Origin of the sequence: Pseudoduganella sp. UC29_71 (genome assembly GCF_042693265.1) — a bacterium.
Lineage (GTDB): Bacteria > Pseudomonadota > Gammaproteobacteria > Burkholderiales > Burkholderiaceae_D > Rugamonas.
Genome location: NZ_CP170549.1, coordinates 2,292,744 through 2,311,003, shown reverse-complemented (window position 1 = coordinate 2,311,003; position 18,260 = coordinate 2,292,744). Strand labels below are relative to the sequence as shown.

Genomic DNA, 18,260 nt, shown 5'->3' with positions numbered 1-18,260 from the left:
TTATTTGGGCTCTGCGCACCGCGCTCCCGTGTTTTTTATAGGATGTGATAATGATTTTCAAGCCAGCCCGCCTGTTGTTAGCCCTGACCGCTGTCGTCGCCGCACCGGCATTCGCACAAAACGTTGCAACCGTGAATGGCAAAGCCATTCCAGCTTCGAAAGTTGAAGCCATCGTCAAGCAAGTCGTCGCCCAGGGCAAACAAGCCGATTCGCCGCAACTGCGCGAAGCGATCAAAAAAGACCTGATCGGCCGCGAAGTGCTGATCCAGGAAGCCGACAAGCAAGGCGTGGGTACCCGTGCCGACGTGAAAGCGGCCCTGGAAAACACCCGTCAAAGCATCATCATCAACGCCATGCTGGCGGACTACGTGAAGAAGAACCCGGTTTCCGACGCTGAAATCAAAGCCGAATACGACAAGTACAAGGCACAGGTCGGCGACAAGGAATACCACGCCCGCCACATCCTGGTGGAAACCGAACAGCAAGCCAAGGACATCATCGCCAAGCTGAAAGCCGGCGGCAAGTTCGAAGAGCTGGCCAAGCAGTCGAAAGACGGCTCCGCCAACAACGGCGGCGACCTGGACTGGGCCGCCCCATCGTCCTACGTCAAGCCATTCTCGGACGCCATGGTGGCCCTGAAGGACGGCCAGATCACCGAAACCCCGGTGAAATCGCAGTTCGGCTACCACGTCATCAAGCTGGAAGGCTCGCGCGCCGCCAAGCTGCCATCGCTGGACGAAGTCAAAGGTCAGGTTGCCGAAGCGCTGACCCAGAAAAAGGTTGCAGCCTACCGCGAAGAGCTGATCAAGAAAGCCAAGATCCAGTAATTTGCGTTTAAAAGTTGTATCCAAAATGGCACTTGCACCAAAGTGCCATTTTTTATTTGCGGAAGCCGGTTTACTATTGTCGTACGGCAATAAAATAACCAGGGGGAGCTTCCGTGAATCTGAAATCAAAAATGACGCTGTGCATGGGCTTGGTATGCCTGTTCTTCGTGTGCGCACTCGGCGTCGCCTTGCAGGGCATGCAGGCCGCAAAAAACCGCTTCCAGGGCTTCCTGGAGCAGGACCAGGCGCTGCTCATGACTGCCACCAATATGTACGCGCAAGGCCTGCAAATGGGCCAGGCGCTGCGCAACGTGGTGCTCGACCCCGCCAACAAGACCGGCCACAAGAACCTGGAAGATGCCGGCGCCGCCTTCAAGGAGCACAGCAACACCGCGCTCGCGCTGGCGAGCGGCAATCCCCCCATCCTGCCCATGTTCGAGAAAGTTGCCGAACTGCGCAACAAGCAAGCGACGCTGCAAGCCAAGGTCGCCACGCTGGCCAAGGAAGACCAGGCGGCGGCCATCGTCACCCTGAACAAGGAAGAAACGCCCGTGTGGCGCGAGATGCGCACCCCGCTGCTGGAGTTCATCAAGCAAAAGAACGCCGAGGTCAACGAGACCAAGGCGGCCGTGGTGGAATCCACCCACCGCATGCTGCTCATCAGCATTTCGCTTGGCGTCTTTGCCGTATTGATCGGCGCCGGTATCGCCATCTGGCTGGCCCGCAATGTAATGCAGCAATTGGGTGGCGAGCCGGATTACGCCGCCAAAACCGCGCACCGCATTGCCAGCGGCGATTTCTCAGTGAAAATCGACACTGCGGCTAGCGACAACAGCAGCCTGCTTTTTGAGATTAAGCGGATTCAGGATCACCTGGCGGCCATGGTGCAACAAATCCGCGTTGGCACCGATACGATAGCCCTCGCCTCGCAGGAAATCGCGTCCGGGAATCTGGATTTATCCAACCGCACCGAAGAGCAAGCCGGTTCGCTCGGCCGCACCGCTTCCTCGATGAATCAAATTACCGCCACGGTAAAACAGAATGCAGATAATGCGCGCCAGGCGAATGGCCTGGCTGCATCTGCATCCGAAGTGGCGATTAAAGGCGGTGATGTCGTGGACGAAGTCGTTAAAACCATGAGTTCCATTAACGACTCCTCACGCAAGATCGTCGATATTATCGGCGTTATTGACGGCATTGCTTTCCAGACCAATATCCTGGCCTTGAATGCGGCTGTGGAAGCCGCACGCGCAGGCGAACAAGGCCGGGGATTCGCGGTAGTCGCATCGGAAGTCCGCAATCTGGCGCAACGCTCCGCCGCCGCTGCGCGCGAAATTAAAGGACTGATAGACGACTCGGTTCAAAAAGTGGATACCGGCAGCCGCCTGGTCGACCAGGCCGGTATTACAATGCAGGAAATTGTGAATAGCGTCAAACGCGTGACGGATATTATGGCCGAGATCAGCCACGCCAGCCAGGAACAAACCGCCGGCATCGAACAGGTGAATATCGCCATAGGCCAGATGGACCAGGTAACCCAGCAGAACGCCGCGCTGGTCGAAGAAGCCGCAGCAGCGGCCGCGTCGATGCAAGACGAATCAGCCAATCTGGCGCAGGTCGTCAGCCGCTTCAAACTCTAATCCCTTGCTGCAAAGCGCGGCGCTCTGCGGAGCGCCCTTTTTTCGTCCTGGCGACACCAGAATCCAGCACGATCAAGCCAGCTTCTGGCATACTTTAAGGCTATGAAGACCGAATTCATCCAGCAAGCGCAAGCCGCCCTGCTCTCCATTGCCGATCCGGAACGCGCAAAGGCGATGCGCACGTATATGCGAGAGCAATTCGAATACCTCGGCATTCCCCCCCCCTGCGCCGCTCAGAGTTAAAAGGCCAGCTGCGCGAACTAAAAGGGGCTGGCGCTGCCAGCCTGCTCGCGCTCGCGAATGAGTTATGGGAACTTCCCGAGCGCGAATATCAATACGTCGCACTCGATCTGCTAAGCATGCATAACAAGGAATTGCAAATGCGCGATATCCCCGCCCTGCTGATGCTCGTGCAGAAAAAATCTTGGTGGGATACTGTCGACGCATTGGCAACGATAACAGGTGACGTATTGCGGGGTCACCACGATTATATGGACCAGGCATTAACTCATGAGAATTTCTGGATGCGCCGGATAGCGCTATTGCACCAGTTAGGCTGGCGCGAAAAGACCGATAGTACCCGCCTATATTCCTATTGCCTGAAGCTGGCGCACGAAAAGGAATTCTTCATCCAGAAAGCAATCGGATGGGCGTTGCGTGATTATGCGCGCCACGCCCCGGAGCAAGTCCGCCAATTCACGCAACAAAATAAAAGCACACTATCCGCGCTCAGCTACCGCGAAGCCAATAAACATCTATAAACCGATATATGCCCAGGCGCATGGCTGCCATTACGCGAGCGCGTCAACGCACCCTGAACAATATGCTAATCTGTCCGAATGGACAGACTCTCTACACCCGCCCGCGCCGCGATAGCGCCGCCCGGCATCACCAGTCCCGCCGAATGGCAGACCCGAATTAACCTCGCCGCCTGCTACCAGCTATGCGCGCAATTCGGCTGGGATGACGGCATATATACCCACATCTCCGCCGCCGTGCCCGGTGAACCCGGCCATTATTTAATCAACCCCTTCGGATTCCGCTTCGACGAAATCCGCGCATCGAACCTCGTCAAAGTCGACCATGACGGCAATATCGTCTGCCGTCCCCAGCATCCGATCAACAGGCCCGGCTTCGCCCTGCACGGCGCCGTCCATGCCGCCCGGCCCGACGCGGCCTGCGTCATGCACCTGCACAACGCCAATGCCATCGCGGTCGGCATGCAAGGCCCCGGCCTGCAGCCGCTGTCGCCCTACGCCCTGCGCTTCTACGGCGAGCTGGCCTACCACGACTACGAAGGCCTGGCCATGACGCCAGCCGAGCAAGCCCGGCTGACCGCCAACCTGGCCCAGCACCCCGCCATGCTCCTGCGCAACCACGGCAGCCTGACCATCGGCCGCACCATCGGCGAAGCCTTCGTCCTGATGCAAACGCTGGACCAGGCCTGCAAGCTGCAGCTGCTAGCCCAATCCGCCTGCATGCCGCTGCGCCAGCCCAGCGAAGCCGTCTGCATCAAGGCGCACCGCGAGCTGGTCGGCGACGGCGCGCCCGAGGGCGGCCTCGAATGGCCCGCCCTGCTGCGCCAGCTAGACGCCACCCATCCCCTTTACCGCACCTGAGGAGTTCCTATGCCGACCATCAACGTCCAACTCTTCGAAGGCCGCACGCCGGAACAAAAACGCGCCTTCGTCAAAGCCATCACGGAAGCCACCTGCGCCACGCTGGGCGCCACGCCCGAATCCGTGGACGTGCTCATCCACGAAATCAAAAAAGAACACTGGGCCACCGCCGGCCGCCTCTGGTCTGAAGAATAAAAAAAATGGGGTCAGGGTTAATTAATTTGGAAATGTTTCCAAATTAATTAACCCTGACCCCATTTTAGACCCCATTTTAGGTTGGTGGGGGCCGGGCGTGCCCGGCTTTCCGTTTTAGCCGATGAACTTGCGGGCGTTGCGGAACATGCGCATCCATGGGGAGTCTTCGCCCCACGACTCCGGGTGCCACGATTGCTGCACGCTGCGGAACACGCGCTCGGCGTGCGGCATCATCACCGTGAAGCGGCCGTCGGCCGTCGTGACCGACGTCAGGCCTTGCGGCGAGCCGTTCGGGTTGTACGGGTAGGCTTCCGTCGCGGCGCCTTTGTTGTCGATGAAGCGCAGCGCGGCGATCGCTTCGCCGATGTTGCCGGTCTGCGAGAAGTCGGCGTAGCCTTCGCCGTGGGCGATGGCGATGGCGGTTTGCGTGCCGGCCATGCCCTGGAAGAAGATCGACGGCGAGTCCAGCACTTCCACCATCGAGAAGCGTGCTTCGAATTTCTCGGATTTGTTGGTGGTGAACTTCGGCCACGCGTGCGCGCCCGGGATGATGGATTTGAGGTTGCTCATCATCTGGCAGCCGTTGCACACGCCCAGGCCGAAGGTGTCGCTGCGGCCGAAGAAGCGCGCGAACTGCTCGGCCATCCCCGGGTTGAACAGGATGGACTTGGCCCAGCCTTCGCCGGCGCCCAGCACGTCGCCGTAGGAGAAGCCGCCCACCGCGATGATGCCCTGGAAGTCGTCCAGCTTGACGCGGCCGGCAATCAGGTCGCTCATGTGCACGTCCACCGCCGCGAAACCGGCCTGGTGCATGACCCACGCGGTTTCGATGTGGGAGTTGACGCCCTGCTCGCGCAGGATGGCAACGCGCGGGCGCACGCCGGTGGCCAGGAATGGCGCGGCCACGTTTTCCGACGGGTCGAACGTCAGTTTCGGCGAGATACCCGGGTCGGCCAGGTCCAGCAGGCGGTCGTATTCGGCGTCCGCCGTGGCTGGGTTTTCGCGCATGCGCGACACGCGCCAGCTGGTTTCGCTCCACAGGCGGTGCAGTTCAAAGCGCTGCTGGCTGTAGATGGTCTTGGCGTCGCGCGTGAATTCGATCACGCCGCGGTCGTTCGGCTTGCCAATGATGTGGCTGCATGCGCCCAGGTTGAACGAGCGCAGCACGTCCATGACGAGCGATTTCTCGTCGGCACGCACCTGTACCACGGCGCCCAGTTCTTCGTTGAACAGCGCCTTGAGCGTCTGCTCATTGCGGCGCTCGCCGATCTGCGCGGCCCAGTTCTTGGCGTCGCCCTGGTCGGCGCCGTGGCCGGCGTCCAGCGTCAGGATGTCGAGGTTGATCGACAGGCCGGCGCGGCCAGCAAAGGCCATTTCGGTCAGCGTGCCGAACAGGCCGCCGTCGGAACGGTCGTGGTAGGCCAGCAGCTTGCCGTCCTGGTTCAGTTGCTGGATGGCGGCGAAGAAGCCTTTCAGGTCTTCCGCGCTGTCGACGTCCGGCGCTTCGTTGCCCAGCTGGCCGATCACCTGCGCCAGCGCGGAGGCGCCCATGCGGTTCTTGCCGCGGCCCAGGTCGATCAGGATCATGACGGTGTCGCCCGCGTCCATGCGGATCTGCGGGGTCAGCGATTTGCGCACGTCGTACACCGGCGCGAAGCCGGAGACGATCAGCGATACCGGCGACATCACGGCCTTGCTCTCGCCTTCATCTTTCCAGGTGGTGCGCATGGACAGCGAGTCCTTGCCCACCGGGATGGAGATGCCCAGCGCCGGGCACAGTTCCATGCCCACGGCCTGCACGGTATCGTACAGGGCGGCGTCCTGGCCCGGCTGGCCGCAGGCGGCCATCCAGTTGGCGGACAGCTTGATGTCTTCGATCGAGCGGATCGGCGCGGCGGCCAGGTTGGTCACCGTTTCGCCGACAGCCATGCGGCCGGAGGCCGGGGCGTCGATCACGGCCAGCGGGGTGCGCTCGCCCATCGCCATCGCTTCGCCCAGGTAGCCTTCGTAGCTCATGGCGGTCACGGCGCAGTCGGCCACCGGCACCTGCCATGGGCCGACCATCTGGTCGCGCACGGACATGCCGCCCACGGTGCGGTCGCCAATGGTGATCAGGAAGGACTTGTCGCCCACGGTAGGCAGCAGCAGCACGCGCTTGGCGGCTTCTTCCAGTTCGATGCCGGTCAGGTCGATGGCCGGGTAGTCGTTCTGCACATGGTGCACGTCGCGCTGCATCTTGGGCGGTTTGCCCAGCAGGACGTCCATCGGCATGTCGACCGGGCTGTTGCCCATTTCATCGTCGATCAGCTTGAGCTGGCGTTCTTCGGTGGCGGTGCCCACCACGGCGAACGGGCAGCGCTCGCGGTCGCACATGGCCTTGAAGGCTGGCAGGTCGTTTGGCGCGATGGCCAGCACGTAGCGTTCCTGCGACTCGTTGGACCAGATTTCTTTCGGCGCCATGCCGGATTCTTCCAGCGGAATCTTGCGCAGGTCGAACAGCGCGCCGCGCTTGGCGTCGTTGGTAATTTCCGGGAAGGCGTTGGACAGGCCGCCCGCGCCCACGTCGTGGATGGAGATGATGGGGTTCTTAGGACCCAGCTGCCAGCAGCCGTTGATCACTTCCTGTGCGCGGCGTTCCATTTCCGGGTTGCCGCGCTGGACCGAGTCGAAGTCCAGGTCGGCGGTGTTGGTGCCGGTGGCCATCGACGAGGCGGCCGAGCCGCCCATGCCGATGCGCATGCCCGGGCCGCCCAGCTGGATCAGCAGGCTGCCGACCGGGATGTCGTTCTTGTGCGTGTGCTGGCCGGAGATGTTGCCGATGCCGCCGGCGATCATGATGGGCTTGTGGTAGCCGTACACGGTGTCCGGCGTGCCGGCCGTCTGCGTGCCGACGTTCTGCTCGTAGGTGCGGAAGTAGCCGCCCAGCACGGGGCGGCCGAATTCGTTCGAGAACGCGGCGCCGCCCAGCGGGCCGTCGATCATGATCTGCAGCGGCGAGGCGATGCGGTCGGGCTTGCCGTAGGCCTTGGACGAGTTTGCGTCACTGCTGCGCTGCGCGTACGGCGCAGTCACGGAAGCGGCGTTTTCCCAGGCCTGCACGGCGCCCGGGATCATCAGGTTCGACACGGTGAAACCGCACAGGCCGGCTTTCGGCTTGGCGCCGCGGCCGGTCGCACCCTCGTCGCGGATCTCGCCGCCGGCGCCGGTGGAGGCGCCAGGGAACGGGGAAATCGCGGTCGGGTGGTTGTGGGTTTCCACCTTCATCAAAGTGTGGGTCAGCTCGGTGGTGGCGGCGTATTCCTGGCCGGCGCCCTGCGGGAAGAAGCGCGATACCACGGCGCCTTCCATGATGGACGAGTTGTCGCTGTAGGCCACGATGGTGCCCTTGGGCTGCTTCTCGTGGGTGTTCTTGATCATCTTGAACAGCGACTTGTCTTTCGCTTCGCCGTCGATGGTCCAGTCGGCGTTGAAGATCTTGTGGCGGCAGTGCTCGCTGTTCGCCTGCGCGAACATCATCAGTTCCACGTCGGTTGGATTGCGCTTGGCCTTGGTGAAGGCCTCGTGCAGGTAGTCCACTTCGTCTTCCGACATGGCCAGGCCGAGGTCGGTATTGGCTTTGTCCAGCGCCTGCTTGCCGGCGCCCAGCACGTCGATCGATTCCAGCGGCTTCGCTTCCAGCGTGCGGAACAGGCCGGCGGCTTCGTCGGCGTGGCGCAGCACGGAGTCGGTCATGCGGTCGTGCAGCAGTGCCGCCACGGCCTCGGCCTGCTCTGCGCTCATCTTGCCGGCGCCGATGCTGCTGCCCAGGAAACCGGCTTTCAGGTGGATGCGGTAGGCCACGCCGCGCTCAACGCGCTTGATGTGGGCCATGCCGCAGTTGTGCACGATGTCGGTGGCCTTGGATGCCCATGGCGAAATGGTGCCGAAACGCGGGATCACGACAAATTCTTCGACTGCGCCGCCGTCGGCCAGTTCGGCCTGGGCAGGTTCGCCATAGGTCAGCAAGCCTTGCAGGCGGCTGGTGTCTTCGCTGGAAAGCGGCGCGGCGGCGTCGATGAAGTGCAGGTGGCGCGCTTGCACAGCCGTAATGGCGGGCAGCACGGCTTGCAGTTGAGTGAGGAGGCGTTGGCTACGGAATGCAGACAGGGCGTTAGAACCCGGCAAAATCAACATGGTTGGGAGGTGGTTGAGCAGCGAGGCTGCGGATTAAAGAAGAAATCTGTGCGGCTAAAATCCTTTGCCCGGCATTATACCCTGTTAGCCCCTCCTCGGGCAGGGTCCGCTAGACAGCTTATTCCTGCCAGGATATGGCCGGGAACGGCCGAGCAGTGCCCTCGAAGCAACATTTTTATCGTTTTTCGGCAATTTTCCCGTTCCATGGAGTATGCTGGAAAGAAGTATGCCCGGCTTGAAAGAAAGAAGATGCCAGACTATAGCAACCTGTCGGTCCTGATCGTCGACCCGAACCAGGGTATGCGCGCCAGCGTCCACAATATGCTGACCCAGGTGAACATCACCAAGGTGGAACACGCCGTCAGCGCCGGCACGGCCATCCGGGCGCTGAACAAGCGGGACTTCGACGTCATCCTGTGCGAGTACGACCTGGGCAGCGCCGGCGGCAACGAGGTGGGCCAGGACGGCCAGCAGTTGCTGGAAGACTTGCGGCTGCACCGCGTCATCAGCCAGTGGGCCATCTTCATCATGCTCACCTCCGAGGGCGTGTACAGCAAGGTGGTCAGCGCCGCTGAACTGCTGCCGACCGACTACATCCTGAAACCGTTCACCGTGGACGTGCTGTCGCAGCGCATCGGCCGCGCGCTGGAGCGGCGCGCCACCTTCCTGCCGGTGTACCAGATGATAGGCCAGGGCAAGGCGCGCGAAGCCATCGCGGCCTGCCTGGCCAACGAAAGCGCGCAGCCGCGCTACGCCACCGACTACGCCCGCCTGCGCGCCGAGCTGCTGGTGAGCCTGGACCGCCTGCCGGAGGCCGAGGTGGCCTATGCCGGCATCGTCGCCAACAAGCCGCTGGGCTGGGCGCTGCTGGGGCGCGCGCGCTGCGCATTCGCGCTGAAGCGCTACCCGGACGCCCAGGCGCAGCTCGAGTCGCTGATCGCCGACAACCCCAAGCTGATGGCGGCCTACGACCTGCTGGCCCAGGTGCTGCGCGCCCAGCGCAAGGACCAGGAGGCGCAGCAGGTGCTGCAGGACGCCGTCGCCATCTCGCCGCACATGGTGTCCCGCCTGCGCAACCTGGGCGACGTGGCCTACGCCACCGGCGACATCGAAGCGGCCGAAAAGGCCTTCAAGCAGGTGGTGGCCAAGGCCAAGTACTCCGAGTTCCGCGACCCGGCCGACCATGTGAACCTGGTGCGCACGCTGGTCAAGAAAGGCGACGCCGGCGGCGCCTCCGCCGTCATCCGCGACATGGAACGCTCGCTGCGCAGCGGCCCGGACGTGGACGTGTGCCGCGCCTACTCGTCCGCCATGCTGCAGGAGCTGAACGGCAAGCCGGAAGCGGCGGCGGCCGAACTGGCCAGGGCCATGGCGCTGCTGTCCGAGACCACCGGCATGTCCAGCAACATCAAGCTCGGGCTGGCGCACAGCTGCCTGGTGAACCGCATGGACGAACAGGCCGCCGTGCTGTTCGGCGAACTGACCAGGGACCCCGACAGCGGCATCAGCGCGGCCGACGTGGTCAGCCTGTGCGCGCAAGCCGGCCGCGAAGACGTGGCGCGCAGCTATGACCAGCAGCTGGACCTGGAAGTGGACGCCATGGTGCGCGAAGCCGCCGAAAAGAGCCGCAATGCCGACTTGGCCGGCGCGGTCGACGTGCTGCAGCAGGCGCTGCGCAAGCGGCCCGACCACAAGGGCTTGTGGACCGTGGCCGCCACCGCCATGCTGCGCCAGATCATGGACCTGGGCTGGGACGCCACGCTGGCCGTGCAGTGCACCGGCCTGCTGCGCCGCATCCGCGACGACAACCCGGCCCACCCGCTGCTGCCCGGCCTGATCGCCCAGTACGCCGCCGTGCGGCAGAAATACGCGCCCGCCGTGGCCGCCTCTGCCGCGCCCCCACCCAGTCCGGCGCCTGTGCCGGCCACCGCCGAGTCCCGCTGATGCAAGACTACGCCGAACTCTCCGTCCTGCTGGTGGACCCCAATCCCGGCATGCGCGCCAGCCTGCGCAACATGCTGAACCAGTCCGGCATCACCCGCATCGACGACGCGGTCAGCTCCGGCACGGCCATCCGCCAGCTGGGCAAGAAGAATTACGACCTGGTGCTGTGCGAGTACGACCTGGGCAGCGGCAGCAGCGACAACGGCCAGGACGGCCAGCAGCTGCTGGAAGACCTGCGCCACCACAAGCTGATCGGCCCCTGGACCATCTTCATCATGCTCACCTCCGAAGGCGTGTACGGCAAAGTGGTCAGCGCCGCCGAGCTGCTGCCGTCGGACTACATACTGAAACCGTTCACGGTGGAAGTGCTGCTGCAGCGGATAGCCAAGGCCGTAGGCCGGCGCACGGCCTTCCTGCCCATCTACGAGAAGATCGGCCAGGGCGACGTACGCGGCGCCATAGCCGCCTCGTCGGCGGCCGAAGCGAACCATCCGCGCCACGCCACCGATTTCGCCCGCCTGCGCGCCGAGCTGTACTTTGGCGAAGGCCAGCTGGCCGAGGCCGAGCTGACTTATCACACCATCCTGGCCGGACGGCCGATAGGCTGGGCGCACCTGGGCCTGGCGCGCTGCCAATACGCTGCCCAGCGCTACGACGACGCCCTGCTCACGCTGGACAAGCTGCTGTCGCAAAACCCCAAGTACATGGCCGCCTACGACCTGCTGGCGCGCACGCACGAAGCGCTGGGCCAGGCGGTCCAGGCCAAGAAAGTGCTGGAGGATGCGGTGGCGATCTCGCCGCACATGGTGAGCCGCCTGCGCCACCTGGGCACCGTCGCCTACGAAACGGGCGACATCGGCGCGGCTGAAAAAGCCTTCAAGCAAGTGGTGGCCAAGGCCAAGTACTCCGAATTCCGCGACCCGGAAGACCACGTGAACCTGGTGCGCGCGCTGGTCAAGAAAGGCGACGCCAACCAGGCCAGCGGCGTGATCCGAGACCTGGAACGCTCGCTGCGCGGCAACGCCAACACCGAAGTGTGCCGCGCCATCTCGGCCGCCCTGCTGCTGGACCTGACCGGCAACGACACGGCCGCCGCGACCGAACTGAGCAACGCCGTGGCCGCCGTTTCGCAAGCCAAGGGACTATCCAGCCCGCTCAAGCTGAACCTCGTGCAAAGCTGCCTCAAGCACAAACTCGACAAGGACGCTGCCGGCGTCGTCATCGACATGATGAACGACAGTGAAAGCGGCCTGTCTATGGAGCAGGCGGTCGGCGTATTCGAGCAGGCCGGCCGGCACGACCTCGCGCGCGGCATCGGCGAGCAGATCACGCACCAGGTGCAAGAGCTGCTGGAAAGCGCCGCCGGTCATCTGGAGCAAGGCGACCACCGCGCCGCGGTCAGCTCGCTCAACATGGCCTTGCGCAAGAGCCCCGGCAACCTGCCCGTGCTATACGCCGCCACCAGCGCCATCGTGCGCCAGCTCGACGAGCTCGGCTGGGAAGCCCCGCTGGGCGAACAAGCCGGCCAACTGCTCGAGCGCCTGCGCCGCATCGACGGCGGCAACCCCGACTTCGACATCCTCCTCCAGCAATACAGCGCCACCCAGCGCAAATACGGCATCTCCACCACCGCCTGAGCCCCCTCCGGGGTCAGGTCCGGCATCGCGCCACGTGCTCAGCCGTAAAATGGTCGAGCCCGTGGCGTAATGCCGGATCTGACCCCGTTCACAGTGGCGTGATGCCGGACCTGACCCCATTATTATGCAGAGCCAGCTAGGCGCCGTAGCCGCCGCCGCCGGGGGTTTCGATGATGAAGACGTCGCCCGGCGCCATGTCGGTCTTGCCGATGTGCCCGAGCTGCTCGATGCGGCCGCCGGCGCGCTGCACGAGGTTGCGGCCGACCTGGCCCGGCTGGCCTCCGGCCATGCCGAACGGGGCGTGCAGGCGGTTGTTGGAGAGGATGGCTGCCGTCATCGCTTCCAGGAAGCGTACCTTGCGCACACCGCCATTGCCGCCGCGCCAGCGCCCTGCTCCGCCGGAGCCTTCGCGGATCTCATAGCTCTCCAAACGCACGGGGAAGCGGAACTCCAGGATTTCGGGATCGGTCAGGCGCGAGTTGGTCATGTTGGTCTGCACCACCGACGTGCCGTCAAAGCCTTCGCCCGCGCCGGAGCCGCCGCTAATCGTCTCGTAGTACTGGTAGCGCGCGTTCCCGAAGGTGAAGTTGTTCATCGTGCCTTGCGAGGCGGCCAGCACGCCCAGGGCGCCGTACAGGGCGTTGGTGATGCAAGTCGAGGTCTCGACGTTGCCCGATACGACCGACGCCGGGTAATGGGGATTGAGCATGGAGCCCGGCGGGATCAGCACGCGCAGCGGCTTCAGGCAGCCAGCGTTGAGGGGGATCTCGTCGTCCACCAGAGTGCGGAACACGTACAGCACGGCCGCCATGCACACGGCCGACGGTGCGTTGAAGTTGTTGTCCAGCTGCGCAGAGGTGCCGGTGAAGTCGATTTCGGCGCTGCGGCCAGCCCGGTCGACGTGCACGGCGACCTGGATTTGTGCGCCGTTGTCCAGCTTGAGCGTGTAGCTGCCGTCGTGCAGCGCGCCGATCACGCGGCGAACGGCTTCCTCGGCGTTGTCCTGCACGTGGCCCATGTAGGCGCGCACCACGTCCAGGCCGAAGTGCGCCACCATCTTGCGCAGTTCGTCCACGCCCTTCTGGTTGGCGGCCACCTGGGCGCGCAGGTCGGCCATGTTCTGGTCGGGATTGCGTGCCGGGTAGGGGGCGCCGGCCAGCAAGGCGCGCGTTTCTGCGTCGCGCAGCTGGCCGCCTGCCTCGCCGTCAACCAGCTTGAAGTTGTTGATCAAGACGCCCTCTTCTTCAATGCTGCGCGAGTCGGGCGGCATCGAGCCTGGCGTGGTGCCGCCGATGTCGGCGTGGTGGCCGCGCGAGCCGACGTAGAACAGGATCTCGCTGCCCTCTTCGTTGAATACCGGCGAGATGACCGTTACGTCCGGCAGGTGCGTGCCGCCGTTGTAGGGGTCGTTCAGCATGTAGACATCGCCGGTGTGCATCCTGCCGGCGTTCTCGCGCATCACGGTCTTGATACTCTCGCCCATGGAGCCGAGGTGCACCGGCATGTGGGGCGCGTTGGCGATCAGGTTGCCGTCGGCGTCGAAGATGGCGCAGCTGAAGTCGAGGCGCTCCTTGATGTTGACCGAGTAGGCGGTGTTCTGCAGCCGCAGCCCCATTTGCTCGGCGATGGACATGAAGAGGTTGTTGAATATCTCCAGCATCACGGGGTCCGCCGTGGTGCCGATGGCGCGCCGCTCGGGCAGCGCTTCCACGCGCGTGAGCACAAGGTGGTCGTGCGGGGTGACGACGGCCTGCCAGCCCGGTTCCACCACGGTGGTGGCGTTGGCTTCGGCAATGATGGCCGGCCCCGAGATGGTGTCGCCGATGCGCGTGTCTTCGCGCTTGTAGAGTGGTGTGTCGCGCCAGGCGCCTGCCGCGAACATGGGTACGAGGGCCGAGGGCTGCAGGCCGTCACGCGGGGTCTGCTCGGGCGGCTCTTCCACAGGTGCGTCTGAGGCGCCGACGGCTTCCACCGACACGGCCTCCACGATCAGCGGTTTGTGCTGCATGAGGAAGGAGAAGCGTTTCTTGTACGCGGCCTCGAACTGCGCTGTCATGCTGTCGCTGGTATCGAACAGGACGATCAGGGCGGAGTCGGTGCCTTCGTAGCGCAGGTGCACGCGGCGGATCAGCGAGATGCGTTCCGCGGCGACGCCCTGCCGCAGCAGTGCATTGCGCGCTTCTTCGCCCAATGCGTCAAGGCGCTCGGACAGCGCTTGCTCGCCGCCGTCCGCCAGTCTGGTTTCGACCGCCGCTTCGCGCATTGCGGTCTGGTCGGCCAGGCCCATGCCGTAGGCGGACAATACGCCCGCCTGCGAGTGGATGAAGACCGTCTTCATGCCCAGCGCGTCCGCCACCAGGCAGGCGTGCTGGCCGCCCGCGCCGCCGAAGCTGGTCAGTGTGTATTCAGTCACGTCGTGGCCGCGCTGGACGGAGATCTGCTTGATGGCGTTGGCCATATTGCCGACGGCGATTTCAATGAAGCCGGCCGCCACCTGCTCGGGCGTAGCCACAGTGCTGGTCGCCGCGCTGATCTCGTCCGCCATTGTGGCAAAGCGTTCGCGCACGGCGGCCGCGTCGAGGGCCTGCTTGCCATCCGCGCCGAACAATTTGGGGAAGTACTCGGGCTGGATCTTGCCCAGCATGACGTTGCAGTCCGTGACCGCCAGCGGTCCGCCGCGCCGGTAGCTGGCCGGTCCGGGATTGGCGCCCGCGCTGTCCGGGCCGACGCGGAATCGGCTGCCGTCGAAGTGCAGGATGGAGCCGCCGCCGGCTGCGACGGTGTGGATGCTCATCATCGGCGCGCGCATGCGCACGCCCGCCACCTGGGTCTCGAACACGCGCTCGAAATCGCCCGAGAAGTGCGACACGTCGGTGGATGTGCCGCCCATGTCGAAGCCGATAATGCGCTCGAAGCCCGCCAGCCGGCTGGCCCGCACCATGCCGACGATGCCGCCCGCCGGGCCGCTCAGGATGCTGTCCTTGCCCTGGAAGGCCCGCGCGTCCGTCAAGCCGCCGCTGGATTGCATAAACTGCAGGTTCACGCCCGGCAGCTCGCTGGCCACCTGGTCCACGTAGCGCCGCAGGATGGGCGACAGGTAGGCATCGACCACCGTCGTGTCGCCGCGCGCCACCAGCTTCATCATCGGGCTTACCTGGTGCGATACCGATACCTGCGTGAATCCGATCTCGCGCGCGATGGCCGCCACCGCCGCTTCATGCGCGCTGTAGCGGTAGCCGTGCATGAACACGATGGCCAGCGAGCGCAGCCCCCTGTCGTAAGCCGCCTGCAGCCCGGTGCGCGCAGCCTCGGCGTCCAGCGCCTGCACCACGTCGCCATGCGCGCCCATGCGCTCGTCGATCTCCACCACGTGGCTGTACAGCAGCTCCGGCAGCACGATGTGGCGGTCGAACAGGCGCGGACGGTTCTGGTAGGCGATGCGCAGCGCGTCGCGGAAGCCGCGCGTGATGGCCAGCGCCGTGGGTTCGCCCTTGCGCTCGAGCAGCGCGTTGGTGGCCACTGTGGTGCCCATCTTTACCGCCCCGATCTGCGCCACCGGCACTGCTTCGCTGGCCGCCACGCCCAGCAAATGGCGTATGCCGGCAATCGCCGCGTCGCGGTACTGTTCGGGATTTTCGGACAGCAGCTTGTGCGTGCGCAGCCTGCCGTCGGGCATGCGCGCCACGATGTCGGTGAATGTGCCGCCACGATCGATCCAGAACTGCCAGTCCATGCTACCTCCAGCTATGCGAGAAGCGCTTATTGTAGTGTGCATGGCAATGCTTGGGTGGCACGATTTGAGCACGCATCGGCGGCGCCGCTTCAATGCTAGAATGACATCACCCCCACTGCTATGGCTGGCCATGAATCCACTGTACACCGTCGCTGAAATCCGCCTGATCGAACACACCGCCGCGCAGCGCCTGCCGCCGGGCGCACTGATGCAGAGGGCGGGCCAGGCGGGGGCCAATGCGGCGCTGGATCTGCTGCCGTTTTCCACCAGCCGCGCGCGCGGTGCTGGTGCTGGCCGGCCCCGGCAACAACGGGGGCGACGCGCTGGAATCCGCAGCCCACCTGGCCTATGCCGGCGCCCAGGTCACGATCCTGCATTTCGACAGCGGCGCGCCTTCCTCGCAAGAGCGGCAGGACGCGCTGCAACGGGCGCGCACCAGCGCAGCCACTTTCGCGGAGATGAGCCTGGAGGCGATTGCCACCGCTGAGTGGAACCTGGTGGTGGACGGATTGTTCGGCATCGGCCTGAAGCGCCCGCTCGAGGGGCATCTGCGCGCGCTGGTGGCAACGGTAAATGGCCTGCACTGCTCCCGGCTGGCGCTGGATGTGCCGAGCGGGCTGGACGCCGACACCGGGGCCATCGTCGGGCCGCACGGCATCGCGATGCGCGCCACGCACACGGTCACTTTCATCGGCGACAAGCCGGGCCTGCATACCTGCGACGGCCGCGACCACGCCGGACTGGTGCAGATTTCGCGGCTGGACCTGGATGCGTCGCTGTTCCAGCCGTCCCGCCAGCATCTGAATGACGTGAAGTTCTTCGTGCGCCACGTGCACGCGCGGCGCCACAATACGCACAAGGGCAGCTACGGCAGCGTGGCGGTGCTGGGCGGCGCGAGCGGCATGGCGGGCGCGCCCATACTGGCCGCGCGCGCCGCGCTGCTGACCGGAGCGGGCCGCGTCTACGCCTGTTTCGCCGACAAAGCGCCGCCCTACGACAGCGCCTATCCGGAACTGATGTGCCGCCAGGCGGACGACTTCGACTTCGACAGCGCTGTGGTGGTGGCCGGCCCAGGCCTCGGCAGCGCCTCCAATGCGCAGGCGCTGCTGGCGCGCGCCATCGGCAGCCGCAGCCCGATGGTGCTGGATGCGGACGCGCTCAATCTGCTGGCGGCCTATCCGTCGCTGCAAGCTGCGCTGGCCGAGCGCTCTGGAGCGGGTGGCGGCAACGCCGGCGCGGCTAACGCCGCCAATGCCAACGCTGCGCCATGGAAGCCCGCGGCTCCCAGCGGCCCGGGTGCGGAAACCGGCGCCGATGCGGATGCGCGGGCGCGGGCCGCGATCGGCGGTGCGATCTTGACGCCGCATCCGCTGGAGGCGGCCCGCCTGCTGGGCCTCTCGGTCCAGGAGGTACAGGCAGACCGTCCCGCCGCCGCGCGCCAGTTGGCGGCACGCATGCGGGCAGTCGTCGTGCTGAAGGGATCGGGAACGGTGCTGGCCGAGCCGCACGGCCACGTGGTCATCAACACCACGGGCAACCCGTCGCTGGCCACAGCGGGCACTGGCGACGTGCTGGCGGGCCTGTGCGGCAGCCTGCTGGCCCAGGGATGGCCGGTATGGGAAACGGCGCTGGCTGCGGTCTGGCTGCACGGCATGGCGGCAGACGTGATGGTCACCGAAGGCATGGGGCCGATCGGCCTCACCGCCGGCGAACTGATACCGGCCATCCGCACGGCACTGAACCGCATGGTCCAGCACCACGGCCACACCCGTTAAACGATGCGCCCGGCCGCGATGGTGATCACGCGGCCGCAGCGGGCTGCGATGGATGGGTCGTGCGTCACTAGCACCAGCGTGGAGCCGTGCTCGCGGTTCAGCTCAAACATCAGCTGGATCACCGCTTCGCCGGTGGCCGCGTCCAGCGACCCGGTCGGCTCGTCCGCAAACAGCAGCGGCGGCTCGCCCACGAAGGCACGCGCCAGGGCAACGCGCTGCTGTTCGCCGCCAGACAGATACTTGGGATAATGCTTCAAACGGCTCGACAAACCCACGCGCCCCAGCATGGCCTCTGCCTTGGCGCGCGCATCCGCATCGCCGGCCAGCTCCAGCGGCAGCATCACGTTTTCCAGCGACGTCAGGTGCGCCAGCAGCTGGAAGGATTGGAACACGAAACCCAGCTTGGCCTTGCGCACGGCCGCGCGGCCGTCCTCGTCCAGCGCATAGATGTCGCTGCCGTCCAGATGCACGCTGCCCGTGCTGGGCGAGTCCAGGCCGGCCAGCAGGCCCAGCAAGGTGGACTTGCCCGAACCGGACGCCCCAACGATAGCAAGCGTCTCGGCCTTTTGCACGGTAAAATCCACGCTGTGCAGAATGGTCAGCTCGCCGCTGGCATCGGCCACGCGCTTGCTCAGGCCCGCCACCACGATGGCCGCCTGGCCCGGCGCGGCGGCCCGCACACTGCCGCTGTCCGCCATGGACGGCGAATCCGGAATG

General features: G+C 65.0%; 12 protein-coding genes. 9 read left to right on the top strand and 3 right to left on the bottom strand.

Annotated features, from left to right (window positions below; genetic code table 11):
- The first annotated feature begins 50 nt into the window (after positions 1 to 50).
- From ACFJI2_RS10080 to ACFJI2_RS10055, 6 genes are all read left to right on the top strand, one after another.
- Positions 51 to 827, top strand: a complete 777-nt coding sequence (locus tag ACFJI2_RS10080) for a peptidyl-prolyl cis-trans isomerase (RefSeq protein WP_377704864.1) — start codon at positions 51 to 53, stop codon at positions 825 to 827.
- Positions 828 to 940: 113 nt separating this feature from the next.
- Complete coding sequence (locus ACFJI2_RS10075; RefSeq protein ID WP_377704863.1) at positions 941 to 2,467, top strand: methyl-accepting chemotaxis protein; 1,527 nt, start codon at positions 941 to 943, stop codon at positions 2,465 to 2,467.
- Between the two features lie 102 nt (positions 2,468 to 2,569).
- On the top strand, positions 2,570 to 2,710 hold the full coding sequence (locus ACFJI2_RS10070; RefSeq protein ID WP_377704862.1) for a DNA alkylation repair protein: 141 nt from the start codon (positions 2,570 to 2,572) through the stop codon (positions 2,708 to 2,710).
- A complete protein-coding gene (locus ACFJI2_RS10065) occupies positions 2,665 to 3,228 on the top strand; it encodes a DNA alkylation repair protein (protein WP_377705817.1) in 564 nt (187 codons plus the stop codon). The genes ACFJI2_RS10070 and ACFJI2_RS10065 overlap by 46 nt, the downstream gene beginning before the upstream one ends.
- Positions 3,229 to 3,306: 78 nt before the next feature.
- Entirely contained in the window at positions 3,307 to 4,086 is a 780-nt protein-coding gene (locus tag ACFJI2_RS10060) for a class II aldolase/adducin family protein (RefSeq protein WP_377704861.1), read from the top strand.
- Positions 4,087 to 4,095: 9 nt separating this feature from the next.
- Positions 4,096 to 4,281 (top strand): 4-oxalocrotonate tautomerase, encoded by a 186-nt coding sequence (locus ACFJI2_RS10055; RefSeq protein WP_107869104.1) that lies wholly within the window; start codon positions 4,096 to 4,098, stop codon positions 4,279 to 4,281.
- Positions 4,282 to 4,395: 114 nt separating this feature from the next.
- Here the strand turns inward: ACFJI2_RS10055 and purL are convergent, their stop codons facing one another.
- A complete protein-coding gene (gene purL, locus ACFJI2_RS10050; protein ID WP_377704860.1) occupies positions 4,396 to 8,454 on the bottom strand; it encodes a phosphoribosylformylglycinamidine synthase in 4,059 nt (1,352 codons plus the stop codon).
- 249 nt (positions 8,455 to 8,703) lie between these two features.
- Between purL and ACFJI2_RS10045 the strand changes: the two genes are divergently transcribed.
- Positions 8,704 to 10,398 carry a response regulator gene (locus ACFJI2_RS10045; protein WP_377704859.1) on the top strand — a complete coding sequence of 565 codons (1,695 nt, stop codon included), beginning with the start codon at positions 8,704 to 8,706 and terminating at the stop codon, positions 10,396 to 10,398.
- Positions 10,398 to 12,035 (top strand): tetratricopeptide repeat protein, encoded by a 1,638-nt coding sequence (locus ACFJI2_RS10040; protein WP_377704858.1) that lies wholly within the window; start codon positions 10,398 to 10,400, stop codon positions 12,033 to 12,035. The genes ACFJI2_RS10045 and ACFJI2_RS10040 overlap by 1 nt, the downstream gene beginning before the upstream one ends.
- A 136-nt stretch (positions 12,036 to 12,171) precedes the next feature.
- Here ACFJI2_RS10040 and ACFJI2_RS10035 read toward each other — a convergent pair whose 3' ends face one another.
- Positions 12,172 to 15,768, bottom strand: coding sequence for a hydantoinase B/oxoprolinase family protein (locus tag ACFJI2_RS10035; RefSeq protein ID WP_377704857.1), 3,597 nt, complete (start codon positions 15,766 to 15,768; stop codon positions 12,172 to 12,174).
- A gap of 236 nt (positions 15,769 to 16,004) precedes the next feature.
- On the opposite strand from ACFJI2_RS10035, the gene ACFJI2_RS10030 reads away from it, so the two are divergent.
- Positions 16,005 to 17,543 (top strand): NAD(P)H-hydrate epimerase, encoded by a 1,539-nt coding sequence (locus ACFJI2_RS10030; RefSeq protein WP_377704856.1) that lies wholly within the window; start codon positions 16,005 to 16,007, stop codon positions 17,541 to 17,543.
- Here the strand turns inward: ACFJI2_RS10030 and ACFJI2_RS10025 are convergent.
- Positions 17,540 to 18,241, bottom strand: coding sequence for an ABC transporter ATP-binding protein (locus tag ACFJI2_RS10025; RefSeq protein ID WP_377705816.1), 702 nt, complete (start codon positions 18,239 to 18,241; stop codon positions 17,540 to 17,542). The two genes, ACFJI2_RS10030 and ACFJI2_RS10025, sit on opposite strands and share 4 nt — an antisense overlap.
- Positions 18,242 to 18,260: the final 19 nt, after the last annotated feature.

What these genes read in the sequence shown, in the direction of transcription:
- ACFJI2_RS10060 (WP_377704861.1), top strand. Translation starts at nt 3,307, where the DNA reads ATGGACAGACTCTCTACACCCGCCCGCGCCGCGATAGCGCCGCCCGGC.
- ACFJI2_RS10045 (WP_377704859.1), top strand. Translation starts at nt 8,704, where the DNA reads ATGCCAGACTATAGCAACCTGTCGGTCCTGATCGTCGACCCGAACCAG.
- ACFJI2_RS10040 (WP_377704858.1), top strand. Translation starts at nt 10,398, where the DNA reads ATGCAAGACTACGCCGAACTCTCCGTCCTGCTGGTGGACCCCAATCCC.
- ACFJI2_RS10070 (WP_377704862.1), top strand. Translation starts at nt 2,570, where the DNA reads ATGAAGACCGAATTCATCCAGCAAGCGCAAGCCGCCCTGCTCTCCATT.
- ACFJI2_RS10080 (WP_377704864.1), top strand. Translation starts at nt 51, where the DNA reads ATGATTTTCAAGCCAGCCCGCCTGTTGTTAGCCCTGACCGCTGTCGTC.
- ACFJI2_RS10030 (WP_377704856.1), top strand. Translation starts at nt 16,005, where the DNA reads ATGCGGCGCTGGATCTGCTGCCGTTTTCCACCAGCCGCGCGCGCGGTG.
- purL (WP_377704860.1), bottom strand. Translation starts at nt 8,454, where the DNA reads ATGTTGATTTTGCCGGGTTCTAACGCCCTGTCTGCATTCCGTAGCCAA.
- ACFJI2_RS10035 (WP_377704857.1), bottom strand. Translation starts at nt 15,768, where the DNA reads ATGGACTGGCAGTTCTGGATCGATCGTGGCGGCACATTCACCGACATC.
- ACFJI2_RS10025 (WP_377705816.1), bottom strand. Translation starts at nt 18,241, where the DNA reads ATGGCGGACAGCGGCAGTGTGCGGGCCGCCGCGCCGGGCCAGGCGGCC.
- ACFJI2_RS10055 (WP_107869104.1), top strand. Translation starts at nt 4,096, where the DNA reads ATGCCGACCATCAACGTCCAACTCTTCGAAGGCCGCACGCCGGAACAA.